Consider the following 20,949-nt stretch of genomic DNA (forward strand, 5'->3'; position numbering starts at 1 on the left):
GGCACGAAGCGCATGTTGCCTTGCCGCGCCGCCGTGGCAATGGCTTCAGCATCGGCACGGTCATTCTTGGTCTTGCGGCCTTTACGGAACGGCGTGACGAACTGCGCGGCGATGATCCGCGGCTCAAGGTCATGCTCCAGGCAACGACGCGCCCAGTGATGTGCCCCGCTGCACGCCTCCATCGCCACCACCGTACCGGCCGGCACCTGCGCCAGCCACAGCGCAAATGCGTCGCGCTTGAGATCCAGTCGCCGGATGACACGCTCTGAGGCGTCGACTTCGCACACCGAAAACACGCTCTTCGCCAAATCCACGCCGATGGTTATAGTGCTCATGGAGACTTCCTCTTCGTAGTGACGGTTGTGTCGCAACACCATCATGGCCCTCGAGGCCGAAAGGGAGGGGAAGTCTCTTTTTACTCGTTCAAGGCGGACGGCTACGCCGCCGCTTAACTCCAGCGTTAGGCTTTAAATGCGCAAATCGCTTCGTAAGCCACAGACCATCTACAGCGCCACCACGGTCCTGTGGCTCATTGGCATGTTGGCTCACTGCACGTGGCGCACCTATGCAGCCCTCTCTGGGCCACCCAGCCCCGACCTTTACGCAAACCACTTATCTTTCCAGCTTGTTACATTTCTTGTCTTCTTGGCACCCGCATGGCTCATCGGCTTACTTGTCGTCCTCGTCGTCGAGTTTGCGGTCTTCGGGCGCAAGCCTAACCACTCGTCCAAGCGGACGCGCGAAAAGCCGCGCGCCGCTTAACTCCAGCGTTAGGACTAAATATTTCATGGCCAGCCCTGAAACCACAACAGTTATCGCCGTATGGGGTGCCATTACAGGTACGATCGGAACCTTCGCCGGGTTAATTGGCTTGTGGCTTCGCTTCAAGCAGCAGGCGCAAGACAAGCGCAAGCTTACGTGTAAGTCATCTTTCGGCTTCGACTCTCCATCACATCCGACGCACCGCATTACAGTCCGCTCACTCGGAAAACGCCCTGTGACGCTGGATCACATTCGCTATTATTTGACTCCTCGTACGCGTTGGCATCGTCTTACAAAGTGGGCGCAACACAAGCGCGGCAGATGGTTATGGAAACAAGAACCACGCCACGCGATAAAATTGGCTGATGGCGAGAAAACTGAGCTACGTATAGCGTTACCTGACGGTATAAGCATATCCGAGGTCTACAAAGTTGCAGTCGTAGATCAAACCGGAAAGGCGTGGCAAACGTGGTGGCCTAGTCATCGTGAGCTTCTCCGTATAGCTACATCTGAAGAATTGGAGGTCGAGCGCCAAACCGTGGGACTGTGTATCGTGCAGGCAGTCGGATACCGTCTCGGGGACAGGTACTTCATCCAAACGGAATTCAAAGGGCAAGGTGCAGGCTCTGGGCAGATTACCGGGCGAGGGTTCTGGTTTATGGACAAAGACAAGTACAAGCTAAAATTAGCAGACATAACAAAACGGCAAATGCCCGCATTTCTCTCGCGCGAGATAAACGAAATTACTTAAGTCCTCGGCAACCGCCCTAACAACTCAATGCAGCGGACCCTTGGCGTCACGCGGAATCAACATGAACTTTACTGATCTGGAAAAAACTGCCCTGAAACTCAATAAGCTCTACGAAGAGCTTGAAATCAAGATGTATGGGCGCGCGTGGACCACGGAGGAGCTTACGCTTGGTTTCGTAGGCGACGTTGGTGATCTGGCGAAACTGATTCAGGCGGATGCGGGCGTTCGGAAAATTGACGACTGCAAGGCGAAGCTTGGGCATGAGTTGTCAGACTGCCTCTGGTCCATCATGGTTCTTGCGAACAAGTGTGGCATTGACTTGGAGGCGGAGTACTCCAGGAACACCCGCGAATTGATAGAGCATGTATCCAGCCAGTTGGCTACGTGACAATTCATTCGAGGCGGACGGCTGCGCCACTGCGCAATCCAGACGCCAAGCACCAGCGAAGTCTTGCGACATGAGACGGCATTGTGGTTCGCTGGTCAGAACGCATGTTGGGTCCGGCAATGAACAAGATCATCCATAGCGCTTCATGTAGTTGCGGTCAGCTCAAGGCACAGGCGACCGCTGATCCGATCCGGGTTGGCGTTTGTCACTGCCTGGCGTGTCAGCAACGAACCGGAAGCGTCTTTGGCGTCGTGGCACGGTTCCCGTCGGCCTCGGTCACGATCAGCGGAAAGAGCAGCGAATTCGTTCGCGCTGGGGACGAAGGGTCCAGGGCGACCTTTCACTTCTGTCCCGTCCGCGGATCCACCGTCTACTACACATCAGACGCCATGGAGGGCAATGTCGCCATTCCCGTCGGCGCATTTGCCGACCCGCAGTTTCCAGGCCCCACCCTATCGGTCTACGAAGAGCGAATGCATTCCTGGGTTTCCATGCCTTCCGACATCGAACATATTGCGTAAGCGGAATCGAGGGATCAGGTTCACTTGCTTTTGCAGATAGGCAAACCTTGCCTCTTTTGTTTCTTTTCACTCATCCGAGCGGCCGCGCGAAAAGCTGCGCGCCAATGGCCCCAATCGTCAGCACCCCAGCCCAACGAGGTATCTCATGGCACGCATCACGGGTATCGGCGGCATCTTCTTCAAGGCGCAGGATCCGAAGGCGCTGGGCCAATGGCATGCGCAGCACCTCGGGCTCGATGTGCAGCCGTGGGGCGGTGCGACGCTTCGCTGGGGCACGACTGAGCAACCCACCGGCACCACCGCGTGGAGTCTTGCCGGCGCAGACACAGCGTGCTTTGAACCCAGCGCGGCACCGTTCATGGTGAACTATCGCGTCGATGATCTGGCCAGCCTGCTTGAGTCGCTGCGATCCAGCGGTTGCAACGTGCTTGGCGGACCAGAGGAGTCGGAATACGGCAAGTTCGGCTGGGTGCTCGACCCGGAAGGCAACAAGGTCGAGCTTTGGGAGCCGCTGCCGGGCAGTTGAAACTTGCCGGCACATCATCCCGTGGCGCGGCGCGTTGACGGTGACCGGGGATCTTCAACCCCGCCGGGTGAGACGCCGCTTCCAGTCTCCACTCAACAATGCCCAAGCCACATACACGCCAATGGCGGCACCGAGGAATTCGAACAGCACGCGCATGCCGATATGGTCGGGGTCGTGCACAGCGGCGAGCTTGGCGCGCAACAGTTGCAGCGATTGCAGGCCCGAGCTGTAGTTGAAGTAGAACAGGTTCCACAGGTCACCACTGGCGGTGAGCACGATGGCGATGAAGTAGGACCAGCCGATGCGCGGGCCTTCGCTCCATGCAAGGTAACGATTGGCCAGGTGCAGGATCAGGTAGAGCAGGAACCCGGCCGCCAGACTGATCGCCCCGGCTTCGAGCCCGCCCATCAGGCCGATGGCCATCCAGGACTGGTTGTATTCCATCGTCTGTCGCTCCCCATGTTCCGGCGACATCCGCCTGACCGCTAGACTAGGGTGCTGCCGGACTGGAGTCCACCGAGCCGCCATTCCGGCAGGCCTCCCTGCCCCTTGATGGTCGTCTTCTTCCCATGCCCCACACCATCCACGAACATGCCGCGCTGATCGTCGTCGACGTGCAACCGGACTTCATGCCCGGCGGCACGCTGGCTTGCCATGAGGGCGATGCGATCGTGCCGGGCATCGACCAGTTGCTGCGCCGTCGCCTGTTTCGCCATGTGGTGGCGACGCAGGACTGGCACCCGCGCGGCCACGCATCTTTCGCCAGCGGCCACGCCGGCACCGCGCCGTTCCAGCAGATCGAACTGCACGGTCATCCGCAAACCTTGTGGCCGGACCATTGCGTGCAGGGCACGCCGGGCGCCGCATTGCATCCGGCGATTGACTGGACGGCAGCCGACCTGATCCTGCGCAAGGGCAGCGATCCGCAGGTGGATTCGTACAGTGCCTTTCGCGAAAACCACGGTCCGCAGGGCACGCGCCCGGTGACCGGACTGGCCGGCTGGCTGCGCGAACGCGGCGTGGACGAGGTTTACGTGTGCGGCCTGGCGCGCGACGTGTGCGTCTTGTGGACGGCACAGGATGCGGTCGCGTCAGGCTTCCGCGCGCAGTTGCTGTGGGATCTCACCCGTCCGGTCACGCCGGGTGGCGATGAGGCCTTGCGCGCCAACCTGAGTGAGGCGGGTATCGGCACGGTGGAGTCGGCGGGGCTGCAGGCGTAACGGCCAACCTCCAATAACCTCACCGAGACCACGTAGGAGCGCACCCTGTGCGCGAAAATTCTTTCGCGATACATGGCCAAAAGCGTTCGCGCACAGGGTGCGCTCCTACGGAAGCGAGTTATGCGCGGAGTCTCACCGCATCAAGCCTCGTTTTCGCCCGACACCCAGGCCTGTGCTTCGCCTTCGTCGTCGATCGACACATGGACCGTGATCGGGCGGCAGCAGACCTGGCAATCCTCGATGTAATTCTGATCGCCAGCCGAGGTATCAAGCAGGATCTCGATGCGCTCACCGCAGTAGGGGCAGTCGATGTCGACGGGGGTGAGCATGGGAACGCTCCGGCAGCGGGGGAAGTGGCGACGTTATACTCGCCTTCCCCACGTGGATGGATTGTCATGGCAGAGCGCACGTTCGATCACTACCGCGTCCGTTCCGGCGCCAGCCTGGAAGGCTCGCGCTACACCGCCTGGCTGGCGGTCACCCCGCTGGGTCACGGTTTCCCGGTGTACTACGCGATCTGCGAAAACCGCAGTTTCCGCCAGCAGGAAGTGGCCGAGGAAGCAGCCGCGACCACCCTGGCTGCGATGCTTTCGCTGGAAGAGGATGGCACACCGGTGTTCCCCGACAACTACACCGGCTTCGCCGACGACGTCACGCAGGAACCCTCCGCGCAGGACTGACTCCTGGCAACGCGAAGCGCCCGGAGGTCATGGGCAGATATCTCAAGGCCTGCCCAAAATCTCGTCCAGCCTCTCGCCTGGTAGGAGCTCGCTCGCGGGCGATGCTTTTGCCTGCCGCTTACGGGAGCGCCGGAGCAGGAGCATCGCTCGCGAGCGAGCTCCTACATACTGTTCCTGTGCGTTCGTACGGAAAGATGTGAACGGCGCTCAGCCCTGCGCCTGCGCGGCCAGTTCGGCCACTGCCGCGACGATGCCGGCCGGCGCATCCACGGTCAGCATGCGCTGCGCATCGTCCGCGCCCAGCCCATGATCGAGCTCGTGCGACCAGGTTACGTGGTACGGCATGTGCACGCCCCAGCCGCCCAGGCGCAGCACTGGCTCGATATCCGAACGCAATGAATTGCCGACCATCACGAATTGTTCCGGCGGCAGCTTGAACTCGGCCAGCACGCGACGATAAGTGGCCGGGTTCTTCTCCGAGACGATCTCGATGCGACCGAACAATTCGGCCAGTCCCGACTGTTCCACCTTCTTCTCCTGGTGGAACAAATCGCCCTTGGTGATCAGCACCACCGGATACTCCGCCGCCACCGCCGCCACCGCCTCGCGGATACCCGGCAGCAATTCCACCGGATGCTGCAACACGCTCTTGCCCAGCTCCACCAGTCGATGGATGTCCGCCACGGCAATGCACCCGTCGGTGATCACGATGGCGGTTTCCACCATCGACAGCGTCATGCCCTTCGCGCCATAGCCGAACAACGCGAGATTGCGCCGCTCGGTAGCCAGCATCGTCGCGTGCACCTCGGCATCGGCCAGGTCCACGTAGCGGCCGACGATGGCGGCGAAACTGTCATTCGCCTGCCGGTAGTAATCCTCGCTGTGCCACAGCGTGTCGTCACCGTCGAAACCGATCAGTCGGAGCATGCAGGGTGCGTCGTTGCGATGGGCGTGCCAGCGTACCGCAAGGGAGAGTGTGGGTGCTTCGCACGCGTTGCCGGATTTCTGTTGCCCTACAACTTGTTTTCGATGGTCGTACCGTTTCGACCGGAATGTTGGGGATGCGTGCCGCCACCTTTGGTGCCGGGGTTTCACCCGTCTGCCGACGGGCGAGTTCATTTTCTCGCTTGCCCGAGAAAACGGAACCAAAAGAGGGGCACCCTGCGTTCGCGCCCACCGGCTCTACGAGCCGGAGGGTCCGCGCACGGCTACGGGGGTTCGCCGACAGGGCTTCCTGCCCTGGCGTCGAACTGGCCGGCATCCCTGCCGGCCACCCTGCGGGCCTGATCCTCCGCCGCGCGCCGCTCTCGAAGGGGGATAAAAACCGCACACCGTAGCGCCAAGCTCGACCACCCGCGCCCGCTCTTCCTACCCCTCAGTTTTCGGTGACGGCGCGGTGTGGCCGCCCGTGTAACAGGAAGAGCCACTTCAGTTCCCAAATACCTCGACCGCCAAGGCTTGTAGGGTCGGCGGGTCCCATAGGCCATTTCTCTGGGTTACGTCTCTTTGGGCCAGCAAAGAGAGGTAACTCGGGCGCCGGCAGGCGCTCGAAAGCCCGCCGCAGGCGAGCCACCCATCGACCACGTCAGAACGAGCGAAAGCCCCCCACAGACAAGCCAACATGCGACCATCCAAACCCCAAAAAAATCAGGTCGCGCGAACAATCAACGAAGTCGGCAACATCTGGGATGCCACCGCCTGCCCCTGGATCAGCGCCAGCACCTTGCGCGCCAGCAGCACCCCGCCTTCCTGCCAGTTCTGCCGCACGGTGGACAAGGGCGGCAAAAAACTGGCGCCCAGCGGGGTGTCGTCGTAGCCCACCACCGACACATCGTTGGGTACCGACAAACCCAGTTCCACCAGCGCGCGGATCGCGCCCATCGCCAGCAAGTCGCTGCAGGCGAAGATGGAATCGAAATGCACCTTGCGGCTGGCCAGCGAGCGCACCGCGTCGGCGCCCGAGTCCAGCGTCCAGTCGACCCGCTGCAGCAATAATGGCTTGATGCCGTGACCGGCCAGTTCGTCGACGAAACCATGCAGGCGCTGCGCCATTTCCGGGTGATCGGAGTTGCCGATGAACACCGGGCGGCGCCGTCCGATCGAGAGGAACCGCTCGGCCACACTGATGCCGCCCTGGCGATTGTCGCTGCCCACCACGATGTGGTTGTCGTGGTCGCCTTCCGCGCCCCACACCGCCATCGGCAAGCCCATCTTGTCGTACAACTTGACCGCGTCCTGGCGCACGCCCTGGCCGAGCAGGATCACCCCGTCGGCCGCCTGCACCGCGGCATTCGCGGCACCTTGGCGGGTGGTCAGCAGCACGCTGTAGCCGGCTGAAGTCAGCTCCTGCGAAATGCCGCCCAGCAGTGACAGCGGGTACGGATCCCACATGGTGCGGCTGGACGAGGGCGTCATTTCCACGATCACCGCCACCGTGTGGCTGCGCCGCAAGCGCAGATTGCGCGCACTGACGTTGAGCTTGTAACCGTGCTTGCGCGCCAGCGCCTGGATGCGCTCGCGGGTCTCGAGAGTGACCAGCGGACTGTCGGCCAGCGCCCGCGAGATGGTGATCTTGGACACCCCGGCCAGCTTGGCCAAGTCCGCCATGGTCGGGCTGGGGCGCACCGCCACCGGCTGCTTCTTCTTGACCGGGCTCAAGCCATGCCCTCCGCACGATGGCGGGATGCCCGCGCTGCGGGCATCCCGTGCCGGCATCCGTCGAGGTCCAACTGGCTTTTTCGCGACGGCGGCATGGGCTCCACGGCTTCGGCAGGATCCGCAGCAGAAGTGCGGATCGATCAAGGGCGCCCCAGTGTCGCCCGCCATCGAGAGGTATTCAACGGGCGGGCGTGGAATGGCGTCCGACGGCCATAGTCGCAACCGTCATCACGGCGAATGATATCGATAACTTGATATCGATATCATTCGCTCGTATGCTCCGCCCGAAAGCGTCATTCCGGCCGCCGATGGCGTAGCCGATATCCACTGAGGGGAGTTCTGCGTGCAAGATCGTGATGCGCCATCGGCCACGGCCAGCCGCCATGCGGACATGACTTCGCATGGCGGCAGCGCGGGCGCCATCGACCCGAGCGCCATTGACCCATGGCGACTGGTTCGCACCGATCACGATCCGGCCCGCGCCGCGCATCACGAAAGCCTGTTCGCCCTGGCCAACGGCACGCTGGGCGTACGTGGCGGCCTGGAAGAAGTGCCCAGCCCCAGCCAGGGCAGCTTCCTCACCGGGGTGTGGGAACGCACGCCGATCGAATATCACGAACGCTTCCCCGGCTTCGCCCGCCACACCGACACCCGCTTGCCGGTGGTCGATGGCACCCGCATCGGCTTGCGCTTGGGCGACCAGCCGGTCGATCTGGCCGCGGGGGAATGGCAGGACTTCGAACAGTCGCTGGACCTGCGCACTGGCTGCCTGCGCCACCACCTGCGCTGGCGCTCGCCGGCCGGCGCCACGCTGGAGATCGATGCCGAACGCATCGTGCCGTGGCACGCCGCCGGCCTGCTGTGCATTCGCTACCGCGTACGCTCGGTCGACTATCGCGGCCCGCTCACGCTCGATTCGAGCCTGACCGCTGATGGGGCCGCCATCGGCCAGGGCGACGACCCGCGCATCGGCGCACGCATCGACGGCGGCCTGGCGCTTGCTGCATCGAGCGCCGACGCCTCCGGCGCCTCGGTATGCCAGGCCACCCGCCACAGCAACATCCGGCTGGCCTGCGCCCAACGTCATCGTCTGGTGGATGGACAACTCGCCTTCGCCAGCGCCGCGACCGACACGCAGGGCGCCCGCCAGCGCTACACCGCGACGCTGGCGCCGGGCGACAGTGTGACCCTGGAAAAATACGTGGCCTACGCCTGCAGCGAACCCGGCGACGGCAGCACCGATGCCACCCTGCTCGACCTGGCCACCGCCGCGCTGCAACAGGCGCTGGGCGTACCTTTCGAGCAACACCTCGCGCTGCAAGCAACCGCCTGCGCCGACTACTGGCGCAGCGTCGACCTGGCCATCGACGGCGACCCGGCCACCGAGCAGGCGCTGCGCGTAAACCTGTTCCACCTGCGCCAGTCCACCGCCGCCGACGGTCGCGGCAGCGCAGCGGCCAAGAGCCTCACCGGCGAAGGTTACGAGGGCCATTATTTCTGGGACGCCGAAGCCTTCGTGCTGCCCGCGCTGGCCTGTCTCGCCCCCGAGCTGGCGCGCGGCATGCTGGATTACCGCATCCGCAAACTCGATCGCGCCCGCGCCCACGCCCGCGAGATGAACCATGCCCGCGGCGCGCTGTATCCGTGGCGCACGATCAGCGGCGACGAATGTTCCGCCTACTTTCCCAGCGGCTCGGCGCAGTACCACATCAACGCGGCGATCGCCTTCGCGCTGCAGCGCTATGTCGAGGCCACCGGCGACACCGGCGTGCTGGTCGACGGCGGCGCCGAGATGCTGTTCGAGACCGCCCGGCTGTGGCTGCAGGTGGGCAACTACAGTCCGCGCCACGGTGGCGCCTTCTGCATCTGCCAGGTCACCGGGCCGGACGAATACACCGCGCTGGTCGACAACAACCACTACACCAACCGCATGGCGCAACGGCACCTGCGCCACGCCGCCGACGTGGCCGAGTGGCTGGCGCGCGAACAGCCCGACACGTACACGCGCCTCGCCGCTGCCATCACGCTGGGCGATACCGACATCGCCGCGTGGCGCCGCGCCGCCGATGCGATGTACCTGCCGGTGGACGAACGGCTGGGCATCTTCCCGCAGGACGATGCCTTCCTCGACAAGCCGCGCCTGCCGGCCGAATTGCGCGACGACGCCGGACATCAACCGCTGCTGCTGCGCCTGCATCCGCTGACGATCTACCGCCACCAGGTCTGCAAGCAGGCCGACGTACTGCAGGCCTTCGTGCTCGCCGGCGACGATGTCGACCGCGACAGCAAGCGCCGCAACTTCGATTACTACGAAGGCGTGACCGTGCACGACTCCACGCTGTCGGCCTCCACCTTCGGCATCGTGGCCAGCGAAGTGGGCTACGCGGACAAGGCGTGGCGCTACTTCCAGGAAGCCTTGCGCGTGGACCTGGACGACCTGCACGGCAACACCGCGCACGGCGTGCATCTGGCCGCGATGGGCGGCAGCTGGCTGGGGCTGACGTGGGGCTTCGGTGGCCTGCGTTGCGTGGATGGCGTGCCGAGCTTCGCACCGACCCTGCCCGCGGCATGGCAGGGCTATCGCTTCGGCATGCGCTGGCGTGGCCGGCAGATCCGCGTGGCCGTGCAGGCGCAAGGCGTCGAGTACAGCCTGCTCGAAGGTGCGCCGCTGGAGATCCGCCATCACGGTCGCACGCTCATCCTGCGCGTGGATCATCCCGTGACCTGCGCATTGTCCGGCAAGGCCAGCTTCCCGCAACCGTTCAAGGCGGTGATCTTCGATCTCGACGGGGTGATTGCCGATACCGCGGTGGTGCACCACGCGGCGTGGAAGAAGCTCGCCGACGAGATCGGCCTGCCGTTCGACGATGCCGTCGGCGAACGCTTGAAAGGCGTGGATCGCCGTGCCTCGCTGGAGATCCTGCTCGAGAACGCCACGCGCAGCTACAGCGAAGCCGAGAAGGACGCGCTGGCCACGCGCAAGAACGATTACTACCGCCAGCAGATCGAACACTTCGGCCCCGAGAATCTTCTGCCCGGTGCCCGCGAAGCGGTAGCCGCGACACGCCGCGCCGGCCTTAAAACAGCACTGGCCTCGGCCAGCCGCAATGCGCCGCTGCTGCTGGAACGACTGGGCATCGCCGAGCTGTTCGATTACGTGGTCGATGCCGGGAACATCCGGCACGCCAAGCCCGATCCGGAAATTTTCCTGGCCGCCGCGGCCGGCCTGGGACTCGCCCCGACCGATTGCCTCGGCGTGGAAGACGCCGCCGCCGGCGTCGCCAGCATCCATGCCGCGGGGATGGCGGCGGTAGGCATTGGCGACACCCGCGCATTGCACCAGGCCGATGTCGTCTTGCCCGCCATCGCCGCGTTCGACATCACCGATTTCGCAACACCAGAAAAGAAGACGCAGGACGAACGCGGCCACGTGCCGCCCATCGTTTGACCAAACTTGCCACCTGGGGAGATACCAACATGAACACCCATCGTTTCGCACGACAAATGTTGCCTGCCGCCATCGTCGCCGTGTTGATGTCAGGCACGGTTTGCGCGCAGGACAGCTCAGCCACCTCCACGCCAACCACCAGCAAGGCCGCCCAGGCCGCACGGCCGCAAACGGCCAAGACGCTGGACCAGGTCGTGGTCACCGGCTCGGCCAGCACCGGCGGCGTCCGCCAGATCGACGCCAGCTACGCGATCACCACGTTGTCGGCTGATGACATCAAGGATGTCGCGCCCAGCAGCACCGCCGACCTGCTGAAGGCCGTGCCCAGCGTGTGGGTGGAAGCCAGCGGCGGCCAGACCGGCGCCAACGTCTACGTGCGCGGCTTCCCCGGCGCCGGTGACGCACGCTTCGTCACCACCGAACTGGACGGCTCGCCGCTGTACGGCAGCTCCGGCCTGTCATTCATGAGCACGCCGGACCTGTTCCGCCTGGACGACAGCATCAAGCGCGTCGAGGTGCTGCGCGGCGGCCCCAGCCCGATCTTCGCCAGCGGCCAGCCCGGTGCCACTGTCAACTTCATCCAGAAGGACGGCACCGACACGCCCGACGGCGCCGGCACCCTGCGCGCCACCGTCGGCACCGAGGGCTTCCGCCGTTTCGACGCTTACTGGGGCGGCGAGATCGCCAAGGACTGGTATTTCGCCGGCGGCGGTTTTGCGCGCGAAGGTGACGGCGTGCACGACGCGCAATTCCAGGTCAACCGCGGCGGCCAGCTCGAAGCCATCCTCACCCGCAAGTTCGACAACGACAACGGCTCGATCTCGTTCTCGGCGCGCCACACCCACGACAACGATGCCTTCTTCACCTCCTCGCCGATGGTCAGCATCAACGGCAAGCTGCACCGGCTGGACCAGTTCGATCCGAGCAGCGATACCTTGCTGGGCAACGACCTGCGCCACGTCAGCATCGAAACCACGCCGGGCAACCCGCCGGGCACGGTGAACCGCGATGTCGCCGGCGGCCGCGGCATGAACCTGTCGGTGTTCGGCTCCAAGTTCGACTGGAAATTCGGCGACGGCTGGTCGGTCAGCAACCGCGCCAATTTCGTGGGCGGCGATGTTCCCACCACGGCCTTGTTCAACGGCTCCAACCCGCCGCAGACGATCAGCTCGTACATCAACGACGCCGTCACCCGCGCCAATGGCGACCCGGCCGTGGTGGCCGCCGGCGGCATGGCCAGCGGCGGTTCGGCCGTCTATACGCATGGCGGACAGGCGGTCGATCCGAACCAGCTGGTGCTGGAAACCGGCTTGTGGACGGTGCAGAAGCACATCCGCTCGTTCACCGACGAAGTGCGCGTGAACAAGGAAATCTTCGACGGCAACACGCTCACCGCCGGCGCCTATTTCGCCAGCTACGGCACGCGTGACCAGTGGTTCCTGGGCAACAACGTGCTGACCACGTTGCAGAACAACGCCAGGCTGATCGACGTGACCCTGAACAACGGCGCGCAGGTGTCGCACAACGGCTTCAGCGGCCCCGCCACCTATGCCTTCGCCGAAGCCTGGAGCGGCCGCAACGTCGCCGGCTACCTCAGCGACGAATGGGTGATCGGGCCGTGGCGCCTGGACGCCGGCGTGCGCCTGGAAAACCAGCGTGCCAACGGCCGCAGCGAGAACAACAGCGTGGTCGATCTCGACGGCAATCCGCTGACGCTTTACAACAACGGCGCCTCGGTGCTCAACGGCAGCTACAAGGACTTCCACCAGAGTTCCACCCACGCCTCGTGGACGGCGGGCGCGAACTACAGCTTCACGCCGCACACCTCGGCGTTCGTGCGAATCAACTCCGGCCAGCTGTTCCCGATGTTCGACGACATCCAGGGCGGCACGCCGCAGATCCAGACGGTGAAGCAGTACGAGCTCGGCTTCAAGACCGAGAACAAGTACTACAGCGCCTACCTCACCGCGTTCTACAACCGCTTCAGCGACCTGCCCTACCAGGCCTTCGTGCAAGGTCCGGACGGGCTGGTCAACGTGACCCTGGCCGGCACCACCAGCGCCAAGGGCCTGGAGTTCGAAGGTGCGCTGCATCCCACCGAGAACTTCGAGCTGCAGCTGATCGGCGATTACACCAACGCCCATTACGACAGGTACGGCGACTACTCCAACAACCAGGTGGAGCGCCAGCCGCGGCTGCAGTTCCGCGTCACGCCGAGCTACTTCATTCCCACCTCGTGGGGCATGGCGCGGGTGTACGCCACCTACACCCATGTGGGGCAGCGCTACGGCGACCTGGCCAACCAGCAGATCCTGCCGTCGTACTACACCATCGACGTGGGTGTAGAGATGGCGATGGGCGACCACTGGGACCTGCGCTTGAACGGCAGCAACATCACCAACAAGCTGGCGCTGACCGAAGGCAACAACCGCGTCCTCAGTGGCACTTCGACCAGCAACGTGATCTACGGCCGCTCGATCTTCGGCCGCAGCTGGATGCTGTCGGCGCTTTACAGCTTCTGACGCCGATCGGGTTACGGTACCGCCGGGTACCCGCCGCGAAATCCCCTCCCCGCTCGCGGCGGGCACCCGGTGCGTACCGGTTGGTTGCCTTCGAATCCACTGCACGGGTCCACTGATGAACCGCTGGCTGATCCTCGTCTCGCTGGGCCTGAGCTACATGATCTATGCCGTGCTGTTGAACAGCGTCGGCACGGTGATCCTGCAATCCATCCTGAGTTTCTCGATCGACAAGCAGAGCGGCAGCATCCTCGAAGCCTGCAAGGATTTGTCGATCGCCATCGTGTCCTTCGTCACCGCCTCGTACCTGCCGCGACTGGGTTATCGCCGCGCGATGATGCTTGGCCACGCGCTGGTCGGCGGCGCCTGCGTGCTGATGGCGCTGCAGCCCAGCTTCAACATGGCCAAGCTGCTGTTTGCGGTGATCGGCATCACCTTCGCGCTGGTGAAGGTGAGCGTGTATTCCTCGATCGGCCTGCTTACCTCCGACCGCCAGCGTCATGCCAGCCTGATGAACATCCTCGAAGGCCTGTTCATGGTCGGCGTGCTGGCCGGTTACTGGCTGTTCGGCGCATTCATCGAACCGCACCATCCCGCCGGACTGGGCTGGGTGCGGGTGTACTGGGTACTGGCGGCGCTGTGCGCGCTGGTGGTCGTGCTGCTGGCCGTGTCGCGGCTGGACGAATCCGCCGCCAAACCGCATCACGCGATGCCGGGCGGCGCCTTCATCGACATGCTGCGATTGCTGATCAAACCGCTGACCTACACGTTCATTGCGTCGATCTTCATGTACGTGCTGATCGAACAGAGCCTGGGCACCTGGCTGCCCACGTTCAACAACGAGATCCTGCACCTGCCTACCGCGATGAGCATCCAGCTGGTGAGCATCTATGCCGGATCGCTGGCACTGGGCCGGCTCGGCGCCGGGCTGGTGCTGCGCCGGGTGGGCTGGTATCCGCTGCTCAATGCCTGCCTGGTGGCGATGGCGGCGCTGGTGATCCTGGCACTGCCACTGGCCGCCCACGTGCATCCACGTGCCGACGTCACCTGGTTCGATGCGCCGCCGGTGGCCTATCTGTTTCCACTGATCGGCCTGCTGATGGCACCGATCTATCCGGTACTCAATTCGGTGATGCTCAGCGCCCTGCCGAAGGACCGCCACGCCGGCATGACCGGACTGATCGTGGTGTTCTCGGCGCTCGGCGGCACCTTCGGTTCATTCCTTACCGGGATGATCTTCGCCCATGCCGGCGGCCACGATGCGTTCTACCTGACGCTGGTGCCAATGGCGCTGATCCTCGTCCTGCTGGTGGCTTTCCGTCGCGAAACGCGCCGACCGGTGGCTGCCTGAGCCCGAAGCGCTTTGCACCCGGCCCTTGCGGGGCGATACTCTGCGTGTCTTCCGTCAACCACGCAGTAGCCATTCGCCCATGAGCCAACAGACCGTCCTGGTCATCGACGACGAACGCGACATTCGCGAGCTGCTCACCATCACGCTGGGCCGCATGGACCTGCAGGTCCACGCCGTCGGCACTGTTGCCGAGGCCCGCCGCGCGCTGGACGAGCGCAGCTACGATTTGTGCTTCACCGACATGCGCCTGCCCGACGGCAACGGCCAGGAAGTGATCGAGCTGATCGCGGACGAACACCCCGACACGCCGGTGGCGATGATCACCGCCTACGGCAACGTCGACGCCGCGGTGAATGCACTCAAGGCTGGCGCGTTCGATTTCGTCTCCAAGCCGGTCGATATCCAGATGCTGCGCCGGCTGGTGCGCACGGCGCTGAAGCTGGCCGAGGAAAAGCGCGCCGGCGGCAACGATGCGCCCGATGCCGCCGCCAGCGGCAGCCGCCTGATCGGCGACTCGCTGACCATGCAGCAGGTCCGCGTCACCATCGGCAAGCTGGCGCGCAACCAGGCACCGGTCTACATCGCCGGCGAATCCGGCGTGGGCAAGGAACTGGTGGCGCGGCTGATCCACGAACAGGGCCCGCGCACCAGCGGCCCGTTCGTGCCGGTGAACTGCGGCGCGATTCCGTCCGAGCTGATGGAAAGCGAATTCTTCGGCCATCGCAAAGGCAGCTTCACCGGCGCCGGCGCCGACAAGGAAGGCCTGTTCCAGGCCGCCAACGGCGGCACGCTGTTCCTCGACGAAGTCGCTGAGCTGCCGCTGCACATGCAGGTGAAACTGCTGCGCGCGATCCAGGAAAAAGCGGTGCGCCCGATCGGCGCGCGCGAGGAAATACCGGTGGACGTGCGCATCCTCTCGGCCACGCACAAGAACCTGGCCGCGCTAGTCGAGCAGGGCCTGTTCCGACAGGATCTGTTCTATCGCATCAACGTGATCGAATTGCGCGTGCCACCGCTGCGCGAGCGCCGTGGCGACGTGCCGCTGCTGTCCGCCTTCATCCTCAAGCAACTGGCCGCGAAGAACGGTGGCGACGAAGGTCGCCTGCAGGCCGACGCCAAGCAGGCGCTGGAAGCCTACGATTTCCCGGGCAACGTGCGCGAACTGGAAAACATCCTCGAACGCGCGATGGCGATGTGCGACGGCGACAGCATCACCGCCGCCGACCTGATGCTGCCGCAACGTTCGCCGCGCATGTCCGGCGAACCCGCGCCGCCGTCGCCAGCCCCGGCCGGCATGGCGGCCGCGCCTGCCGCCGCTGCATCCACGCCCGACGGTGGCCTCGACGACTACATCAGCAACCTTGAGCGCACCGCCATCATCAAGGCGCTGGAAGAATCCCGCTACAACAAGACCGCCGCCGCCCGAAAGCTCGGCATCACCTTTCGCGCGTTGCGCTACAAGCTGAAGAAACTCGGCATCGATTGACGGTTGTTCCGTGGCCGCCAGGTTGCTCACCCATAGCAGGCTTTCGCTGGCCTGCCGACCAGTGAGTCCCTTCTCTTTGCTGGCCCATGGCTTACTTCCCTCACCGTCATTCCAGCGCAAGCTGGAATCCAGCGACTGTACGGCTTGGGCAAGCGTGACCCTCACTGGATTCCGGCCTGCGCCGGAATGACGAGCAAGGGCGTGATGCGCGTTGCGTAGGGCTGTAAGCGCTCACAGCTTGTCGGCCACGTGTGGGCACGGAAGGCGGGGTGCCCTCACACCGAGCGCGTGGTCTCCACCGGCGGCACCGACGCCGCGCGCCGGGCCGGGCCCAGCACCGCCACCTGGCCAAGCAGCCACAGCAGCACCGCACCAACTCCAAGCACCCAGAGCGGCATCCGCGGCAGTTCGTAGTGCGCCATCAGCGACAGGTTCGCGGCGATGCCCAGTACTACGCCCAAACCGATACCGGCAGCCACGATCAGCGCGTTCTCCACCTGGAAGTAGCGCAGGATGTCGCCCCGCGTCGCGCCCAGCGCACGTCGCACGCCGATCGACCGACGCCGCTGACCGACCCAGAAACTGCTCAAGCCGACGATGCCGCCCGCCGTCGCCAGCAACAGCAGGCCGCACATCGCAGCCATCATGATCGCCACGCCGCGATCGGTGGCGTAGGCCTTTTCGCGGGCCTGCACCAGCGTGACCACGCCATCGTCCGGACTGATCAGTCGCATGCGGTTCTGCGCAAGCAACGCCGCGGGCGCCGCATGTAGCAACTTGTCCAGCTGACCCGCCTGCGCGCGCACCAGGTAGACCACGCCGTCATCGGGGCTGGCGTAGCGCGCCGGCACCAGCACCGTGTCCTCGTCGATCGAACGTACGCCGCTGCCCGCGTAGCTGCCTTCCAACCGGTCGACCACGCCGATGATCGTGCTCGGGCCGTCGTCCCGGAGATAGACGCGCTGACCCACGGCCGTGCCGTCCGGGAAAAGCTTGTGGGCCAGGTCGCGGGTGATGATGATCACCGCCGGCACGACCATGTCGCGGGGCCCGAGGCTGCCGATCTCGTCGGCGCGGAAGTTGCGGCCGGCCACCAGCGTGAGGCCGAACGTATCGAGCGCATGTTCATCGGCAAAATAGGACAGCGCCAGCTGCAGCTTCTTCTGCTCGATCTGGTGCTTGAGGCGCACCAGGCCACCACCGCTCTCTTCCATCGGATAAGCCTGGCTGGCAAACGCGTCACGCACGCCCGGCAGCTTGCGCAGGGTCGCCAGGTCGGCGTTCATCTGCGCTTGGATATGCGGCACGTCCGGCTGGCCGATCCACTGGTTGTTGATCGCGAACAGGTGCGCCTCGTCGACGCCGCTCGGGCGCGACAGATGCACCACCCGCGTTTTGACGATGAACAACGCGTTACTCACCACCGCAAGAGTCAGCGCGATCTGCAGCACGATCAACAGCGTGGCCATCTTGTGCCGGCGCAGCGCGGCGAGGATCGGACGCATCTGCATCGCCACGCTCATCCGTTCACCTTCAGCTGCCACGCCGGCTGCACATGGGCGGCACGCCAAGTGGGATACAGAGCGGCGATCAAGGTAACGAGCAACGCGACCACGACGGTCAACAGGAACAGCGACGCATCCAACCGTGTCAGCTGAGCGATCTCCGGCTCGAACACCTTGCCGATGCCAGCCATGCCCAGGGCCGTCAACAGCAGGCCCAGCAGACCACCGGCAAGCCCGATCACCGCCGCCTCGATCAGAAACTGGCGATAGATCGCTCCGCGCGACGCCCCCAGTGCGCGGCGCACGCCGATCTCCGGCGCGCGCCGCATGAAGCGAGCCAGCATCAGGCCGACCACGTTGACGAGACAGATCAGCAGGAAACTCACCGAGACAATCAGCGACAACGTCGACGATTTCGGTATCACGTTGAAGTTGTCTTGGTGCAGCCACTGCATGAAGTCGGACAGGCGCACGTTCGGCGGCCAGTCGAAACGACCGAGGCGTTGCTGTTCGGCCGCGTAGTTGCGCAGCCAGTCGCGATAATGCGCCACGTCGGCGCGCGCAGGCAGTTCCACCCAGGCCGCGATCCATGCGCATTCGCTGCGCAGGACGCTGTTCCAGTCCGGCAGGTCGGGATCGACGGTATTCGTGCTGCAATAGAACTGCCCCGTGGTGGCCTTGTGCAGGTCGATGGCGCGACTGAACGGGAGATAGAGCTGTCGCGGATGACTGAAGGGATAGTACGTACTGGCCACATCGAAGAAACGCGGACGCGGCTCCCAGTCGTCCAGCACACCGACGATGCGATAGACGTGCGCATCCAGGTTGATCTCGCGACCCACGCTGTTCGCGCCGCTGAACAGCTTCTGGTTGAGCGCACTGCTGATGACTACCACCGCCGCGCGCTGCTCGTCAGCATGGCTCGACCAGCCGCCACCGTAGCGGAACCGCGCGTCGAACATCGCGAAGAAATCGCTGCTCACCGCATCGCCTTCCTGCGGGAACGGCGGCTGCCGCGCGTCATCCGGCAGCACCGTCCACTTGCTGCCGTAGATCAGCACCTGCCGCCGCGCCTGACGCGCATGCAACAACGCTTCGGCATCCGTATAGCTGAGCAGGATCGGCGGCTCGCTCTTCCAGTTGTGCGCCGGTCCGAAGTTGTCGATCTGCGGCACGAACAACTGGTGCGACTTCTGCGGAATCGGGTCGGCCGCAGCAGCTCGAAACACCGCGAAGGAAATCATGCAGGTGGCTACCCCACAGCCCATCAGTACCACCACGAGCGCCGTCAACGCCTTGCTGCGCCGACAACTGCGCAGTGCCAGGTCGAAGTAGTAGCCGAGCATTGATCCCCCAGGATTCCCCCGACCACCCGAGCGGAATGGTCGAGCCGGGAGACTACCAGACTTCACCATGGCGACAAGCGAAGCGGCACACCTTTGCACTTCGGCCGCAGATGACCTGCTGCCTGGGGCGAACGTACCTTTCCACCGCGACCTCAGTCGCACTCCCTATCGCCCACCAGCGCCCGGCGCAGGCAGTGCAGCAGCTTGCTGGTGGAGAACGGCTTGTCGAGCACATGTAGGCGCGGCAACGGTGGCAGGGATTCGGGGGCCGGTGGATGGTCGGCGCTGGCGAGCATGATCACCGCGCCGACGTAGCCGCGATCGGTCAGCGCCGTCAGTGTCCGTTCGGCGGTGAACAGGCTCATGTCGGCATCCAGCAGCACCAGGTCCGGCAGGCTGCCGGCCTCGATCCATTGCAGTGCGGCGGTGCCGCTCTGGCTGGCATGGACCTGGTAGCCCCAGGCATCCAGCGTGTCGCTGAGCAGCGACAGCAGCGCAATCTCCTCGGCCACGGCAAGCACGCGCTCGGCGTTGCCCTGCAAGCTCTCGGCATCTTCCTCGCCGGCCATGTCGGCCGCCAGCTCGACCAGCGGAATGTACAAATGGAAATGGGTGCCCTGGCCCGGCGAACTCTCCACCCGCATCAGGCCGCCGTGGCTGGCGATGATGCGCTTGCATGACAGCAGGCCCAGCCCGGTACCGGTTTCCTTGGTGGTGAAGAAGGGCTCGAACAGCCGTGCCAGCGTGGCGTCGTCCATGCCCGTGCCGGTATCGATCACGGCCACGCGCAAATAAGGCCCGCTGCGCGGCTCCTCCTCTTCCAGGAAGAAGTCCGTCGGCAAGGTGACCTGTGCCGTCTCGACGCGCAGCTCGCCGCCATCGGGCATGGCCTGGATCGCATTCAGGCAGAGGTTGAGCAGGCATTGCTGCAGCTCGGTGTGGTTGCCCTGGAAGCTGAGCTCGGGGTCGGGCATGTCGATGGTAAGCCGCACGGAATGCGGCACGCTGCCCTGCAGCAGCAGGCCCAGCGCATCGAGCAGGTTGCCCAGTCGCAGTTGCTCGGCCCGGCGCGCACCACGTGCGAACGAGAGCATCGACTGCACCATGTCCAGCCCGCGCCGACCACAGTCGCGCACCAGCGCACCGAGCCGCGCCAGGCGTGGATCGTCCTTGTAGTCCTGCAGGCTGTCGCCGGCCAGCAGCAGCGGCTGCAGCATGTTGCGCAAGTCGTGGCTGAGGCCACCGGCGAGCATGGCCAGGCTTTCGAAGCGCTGGGCGCGCATCAGCTCCGTTTCGGCACGGCGATGGGCACGCTGCGCCTCGGCCTCGCGCAGCGCCCGACGCACCGCGCTGGCCAGTCGCGCCGGGTTCTGCTTGAGGATGTAGTCGGTGGCGCCGTTGCGCAGTGCCTCGATCGCCGCTTCCTCACCCAGCGTGGCGGAGACGTAGATGAAAGGCAGCTCGCCGTCACGCTCGCGCAGCAAGGCCAGCGCGCGCTGGCCGGAGAAGCCGGGCAGGCTGAGGTCGGACAACACGATGTGCGGCTGGAATTCGTCCAGTGCCTCGAGGTAGCGTGTCTCGTCGTCGACCACGCGCACTTCGCAGGCGATGCCGTCTGCTTCCAGTTCGGCCAACGCCAGCTCTGCATCGGGCTGGCTGTCTTCCACCTGCAATACCCGAATCGTCGGCAAGGTGGCCGGGTGGTTCTGTTTGTCGTTCATGTGCGTGCTTGAGCCACGATATCCCTGTCTGTTGCCGTTCGACGTGTACGGAGCGTGGGCGGTAGAA

At 64.7% G+C, this 20,949-nt stretch carries 18 protein-coding genes; 10 read left to right on the forward strand and 8 right to left on the reverse strand.

The window, feature by feature from the left end:
* On the reverse strand, window positions 1-335 hold a 335-nt coding region (locus tag AB7849_RS13045; RefSeq protein WP_369501136.1), incomplete at its 3' end, for an IS110 family transposase.
* 452 nt (window positions 336-787) lie between these two features.
* On the opposite strand from AB7849_RS13045, the gene AB7849_RS13050 reads away from it, so the two are divergent.
* The 4 genes from AB7849_RS13050 to AB7849_RS13065 all read left to right on the forward strand — a co-directional run bounded on the left by AB7849_RS13050 (window position 788) and on the right by AB7849_RS13065 (window position 2,948).
* A complete protein-coding gene (locus tag AB7849_RS13050) occupies window positions 788-1,513 on the forward strand; it encodes a hypothetical protein (protein ID WP_037100580.1) in 726 nt (241 codons plus the stop codon).
* 61 nt (window positions 1,514-1,574) lie between these two features.
* Complete coding sequence (locus AB7849_RS13055; RefSeq protein ID WP_008213065.1) at window positions 1,575-1,901, forward strand: nucleotide pyrophosphohydrolase; 327 nt, start codon at window positions 1,575-1,577, stop codon at window positions 1,899-1,901.
* Window positions 1,902-2,020: 119 nt separating this feature from the next.
* Window positions 2,021-2,422, forward strand: a complete 402-nt coding sequence (locus AB7849_RS13060) for a GFA family protein (protein WP_037100584.1) — start codon at window positions 2,021-2,023, stop codon at window positions 2,420-2,422.
* A 145-nt stretch (window positions 2,423-2,567) separates the two neighbouring features.
* Window positions 2,568-2,948: a VOC family protein gene (locus AB7849_RS13065; RefSeq protein ID WP_008213067.1), complete on the forward strand. Its 381-nt coding sequence runs from the start codon at window positions 2,568-2,570 to the stop codon at window positions 2,946-2,948.
* A gap of 54 nt (window positions 2,949-3,002) precedes the next feature.
* Here the strand turns inward: AB7849_RS13065 and AB7849_RS13070 are convergent, their stop codons facing one another.
* The gene (locus AB7849_RS13070) at window positions 3,003-3,392 is read right to left on the reverse strand and encodes a hypothetical protein (protein WP_369501137.1); all 390 of its coding nucleotides are present in this window, start codon (window positions 3,390-3,392) and stop codon (window positions 3,003-3,005) included.
* A gap of 125 nt (window positions 3,393-3,517) precedes the next feature.
* Here AB7849_RS13070 and pncA point away from each other — a divergent pair, with 125 nt between their 5' ends.
* Window positions 3,518-4,168 (forward strand): bifunctional nicotinamidase/pyrazinamidase, encoded by a 651-nt coding sequence (gene pncA, locus AB7849_RS13075; protein ID WP_008213073.1) that lies wholly within the window; start codon window positions 3,518-3,520, stop codon window positions 4,166-4,168.
* Window positions 4,169-4,308: 140 nt separating this feature from the next.
* Here the strand turns inward: pncA and AB7849_RS13080 are convergent, their stop codons facing one another.
* Window positions 4,309-4,497 (reverse strand): CPXCG motif-containing cysteine-rich protein, encoded by a 189-nt coding sequence (locus AB7849_RS13080; protein ID WP_008213076.1) that lies wholly within the window; start codon window positions 4,495-4,497, stop codon window positions 4,309-4,311.
* A 66-nt stretch (window positions 4,498-4,563) separates the two neighbouring features.
* On the opposite strand from AB7849_RS13080, the gene AB7849_RS13085 reads away from it, so the two are divergent.
* Entirely contained in the window at window positions 4,564-4,848 is a 285-nt protein-coding gene (locus AB7849_RS13085; RefSeq protein ID WP_008213079.1) for a hypothetical protein, read from the forward strand.
* 207 nt (window positions 4,849-5,055) lie between these two features.
* Here AB7849_RS13085 and AB7849_RS13090 read toward each other — a convergent pair whose 3' ends face one another.
* Both AB7849_RS13090 and AB7849_RS13095 read right to left on the reverse strand, forming a co-directional pair.
* Window positions 5,056-5,775 (reverse strand): HAD family hydrolase, encoded by a 720-nt coding sequence (locus AB7849_RS13090; protein ID WP_008213081.1) that lies wholly within the window; start codon window positions 5,773-5,775, stop codon window positions 5,056-5,058.
* A gap of 720 nt (window positions 5,776-6,495) precedes the next feature.
* Window positions 6,496-7,455, reverse strand: a complete 960-nt coding sequence (locus AB7849_RS13095; RefSeq protein WP_050984386.1) for a LacI family DNA-binding transcriptional regulator — start codon at window positions 7,453-7,455, stop codon at window positions 6,496-6,498.
* A gap of 394 nt (window positions 7,456-7,849) precedes the next feature.
* On the opposite strand from AB7849_RS13095, the gene pgmB reads away from it, so the two are divergent.
* The 4 genes from pgmB (at window position 7,850) to AB7849_RS13115 (ending at window position 16,310) form a co-directional block, all read left to right on the forward strand.
* A complete protein-coding gene (gene pgmB, locus AB7849_RS13100) occupies window positions 7,850-10,954 on the forward strand; it encodes a beta-phosphoglucomutase (protein ID WP_369501138.1) in 3,105 nt (1,034 codons plus the stop codon).
* 29 nt (window positions 10,955-10,983) lie between these two features.
* Window positions 10,984-13,476 carry a TonB-dependent receptor gene (locus AB7849_RS13105; protein WP_008216057.1) on the forward strand — a complete coding sequence of 831 codons (2,493 nt, stop codon included), beginning with the start codon at window positions 10,984-10,986 and terminating at the stop codon, window positions 13,474-13,476.
* A 115-nt stretch (window positions 13,477-13,591) separates the two neighbouring features.
* Window positions 13,592-14,824, forward strand: a complete 1,233-nt coding sequence (locus AB7849_RS13110; RefSeq protein WP_369501139.1) for an MFS transporter — start codon at window positions 13,592-13,594, stop codon at window positions 14,822-14,824.
* Between the two features lie 79 nt (window positions 14,825-14,903).
* A complete protein-coding gene (locus tag AB7849_RS13115; protein WP_369501140.1) occupies window positions 14,904-16,310 on the forward strand; it encodes a sigma-54-dependent transcriptional regulator in 1,407 nt (468 codons plus the stop codon).
* Between the two features lie 275 nt (window positions 16,311-16,585).
* On the opposite strand, the gene AB7849_RS13120 is transcribed toward AB7849_RS13115, so the two are convergent.
* From AB7849_RS13120 to AB7849_RS13130, 3 genes are all read right to left on the reverse strand, one after another.
* Window positions 16,586-17,833 carry an ABC transporter permease gene (locus AB7849_RS13120; protein WP_369501141.1) on the reverse strand — a complete coding sequence of 416 codons (1,248 nt, stop codon included), beginning with the start codon at window positions 17,831-17,833 and terminating at the stop codon, window positions 16,586-16,588.
* Window positions 17,830-19,161, reverse strand: a complete 1,332-nt coding sequence (locus tag AB7849_RS13125; RefSeq protein WP_008213484.1) for an FtsX-like permease family protein — start codon at window positions 19,159-19,161, stop codon at window positions 17,830-17,832. The genes AB7849_RS13120 and AB7849_RS13125 overlap by 4 nt, the downstream gene beginning before the upstream one ends.
* A gap of 152 nt (window positions 19,162-19,313) precedes the next feature.
* Window positions 19,314-20,882 (reverse strand): response regulator, encoded by a 1,569-nt coding sequence (locus AB7849_RS13130; RefSeq protein ID WP_008213482.1) that lies wholly within the window; start codon window positions 20,880-20,882, stop codon window positions 19,314-19,316.
* Window positions 20,883-20,949 lie beyond the last annotated feature (67 nt).

This window comes from Rhodanobacter sp. FW021-MT20 (assembly GCF_041107475.1).
Classification (GTDB): Bacteria; Pseudomonadota; Gammaproteobacteria; order Xanthomonadales; family Rhodanobacteraceae; genus Rhodanobacter_A; species Rhodanobacter_A glycinis.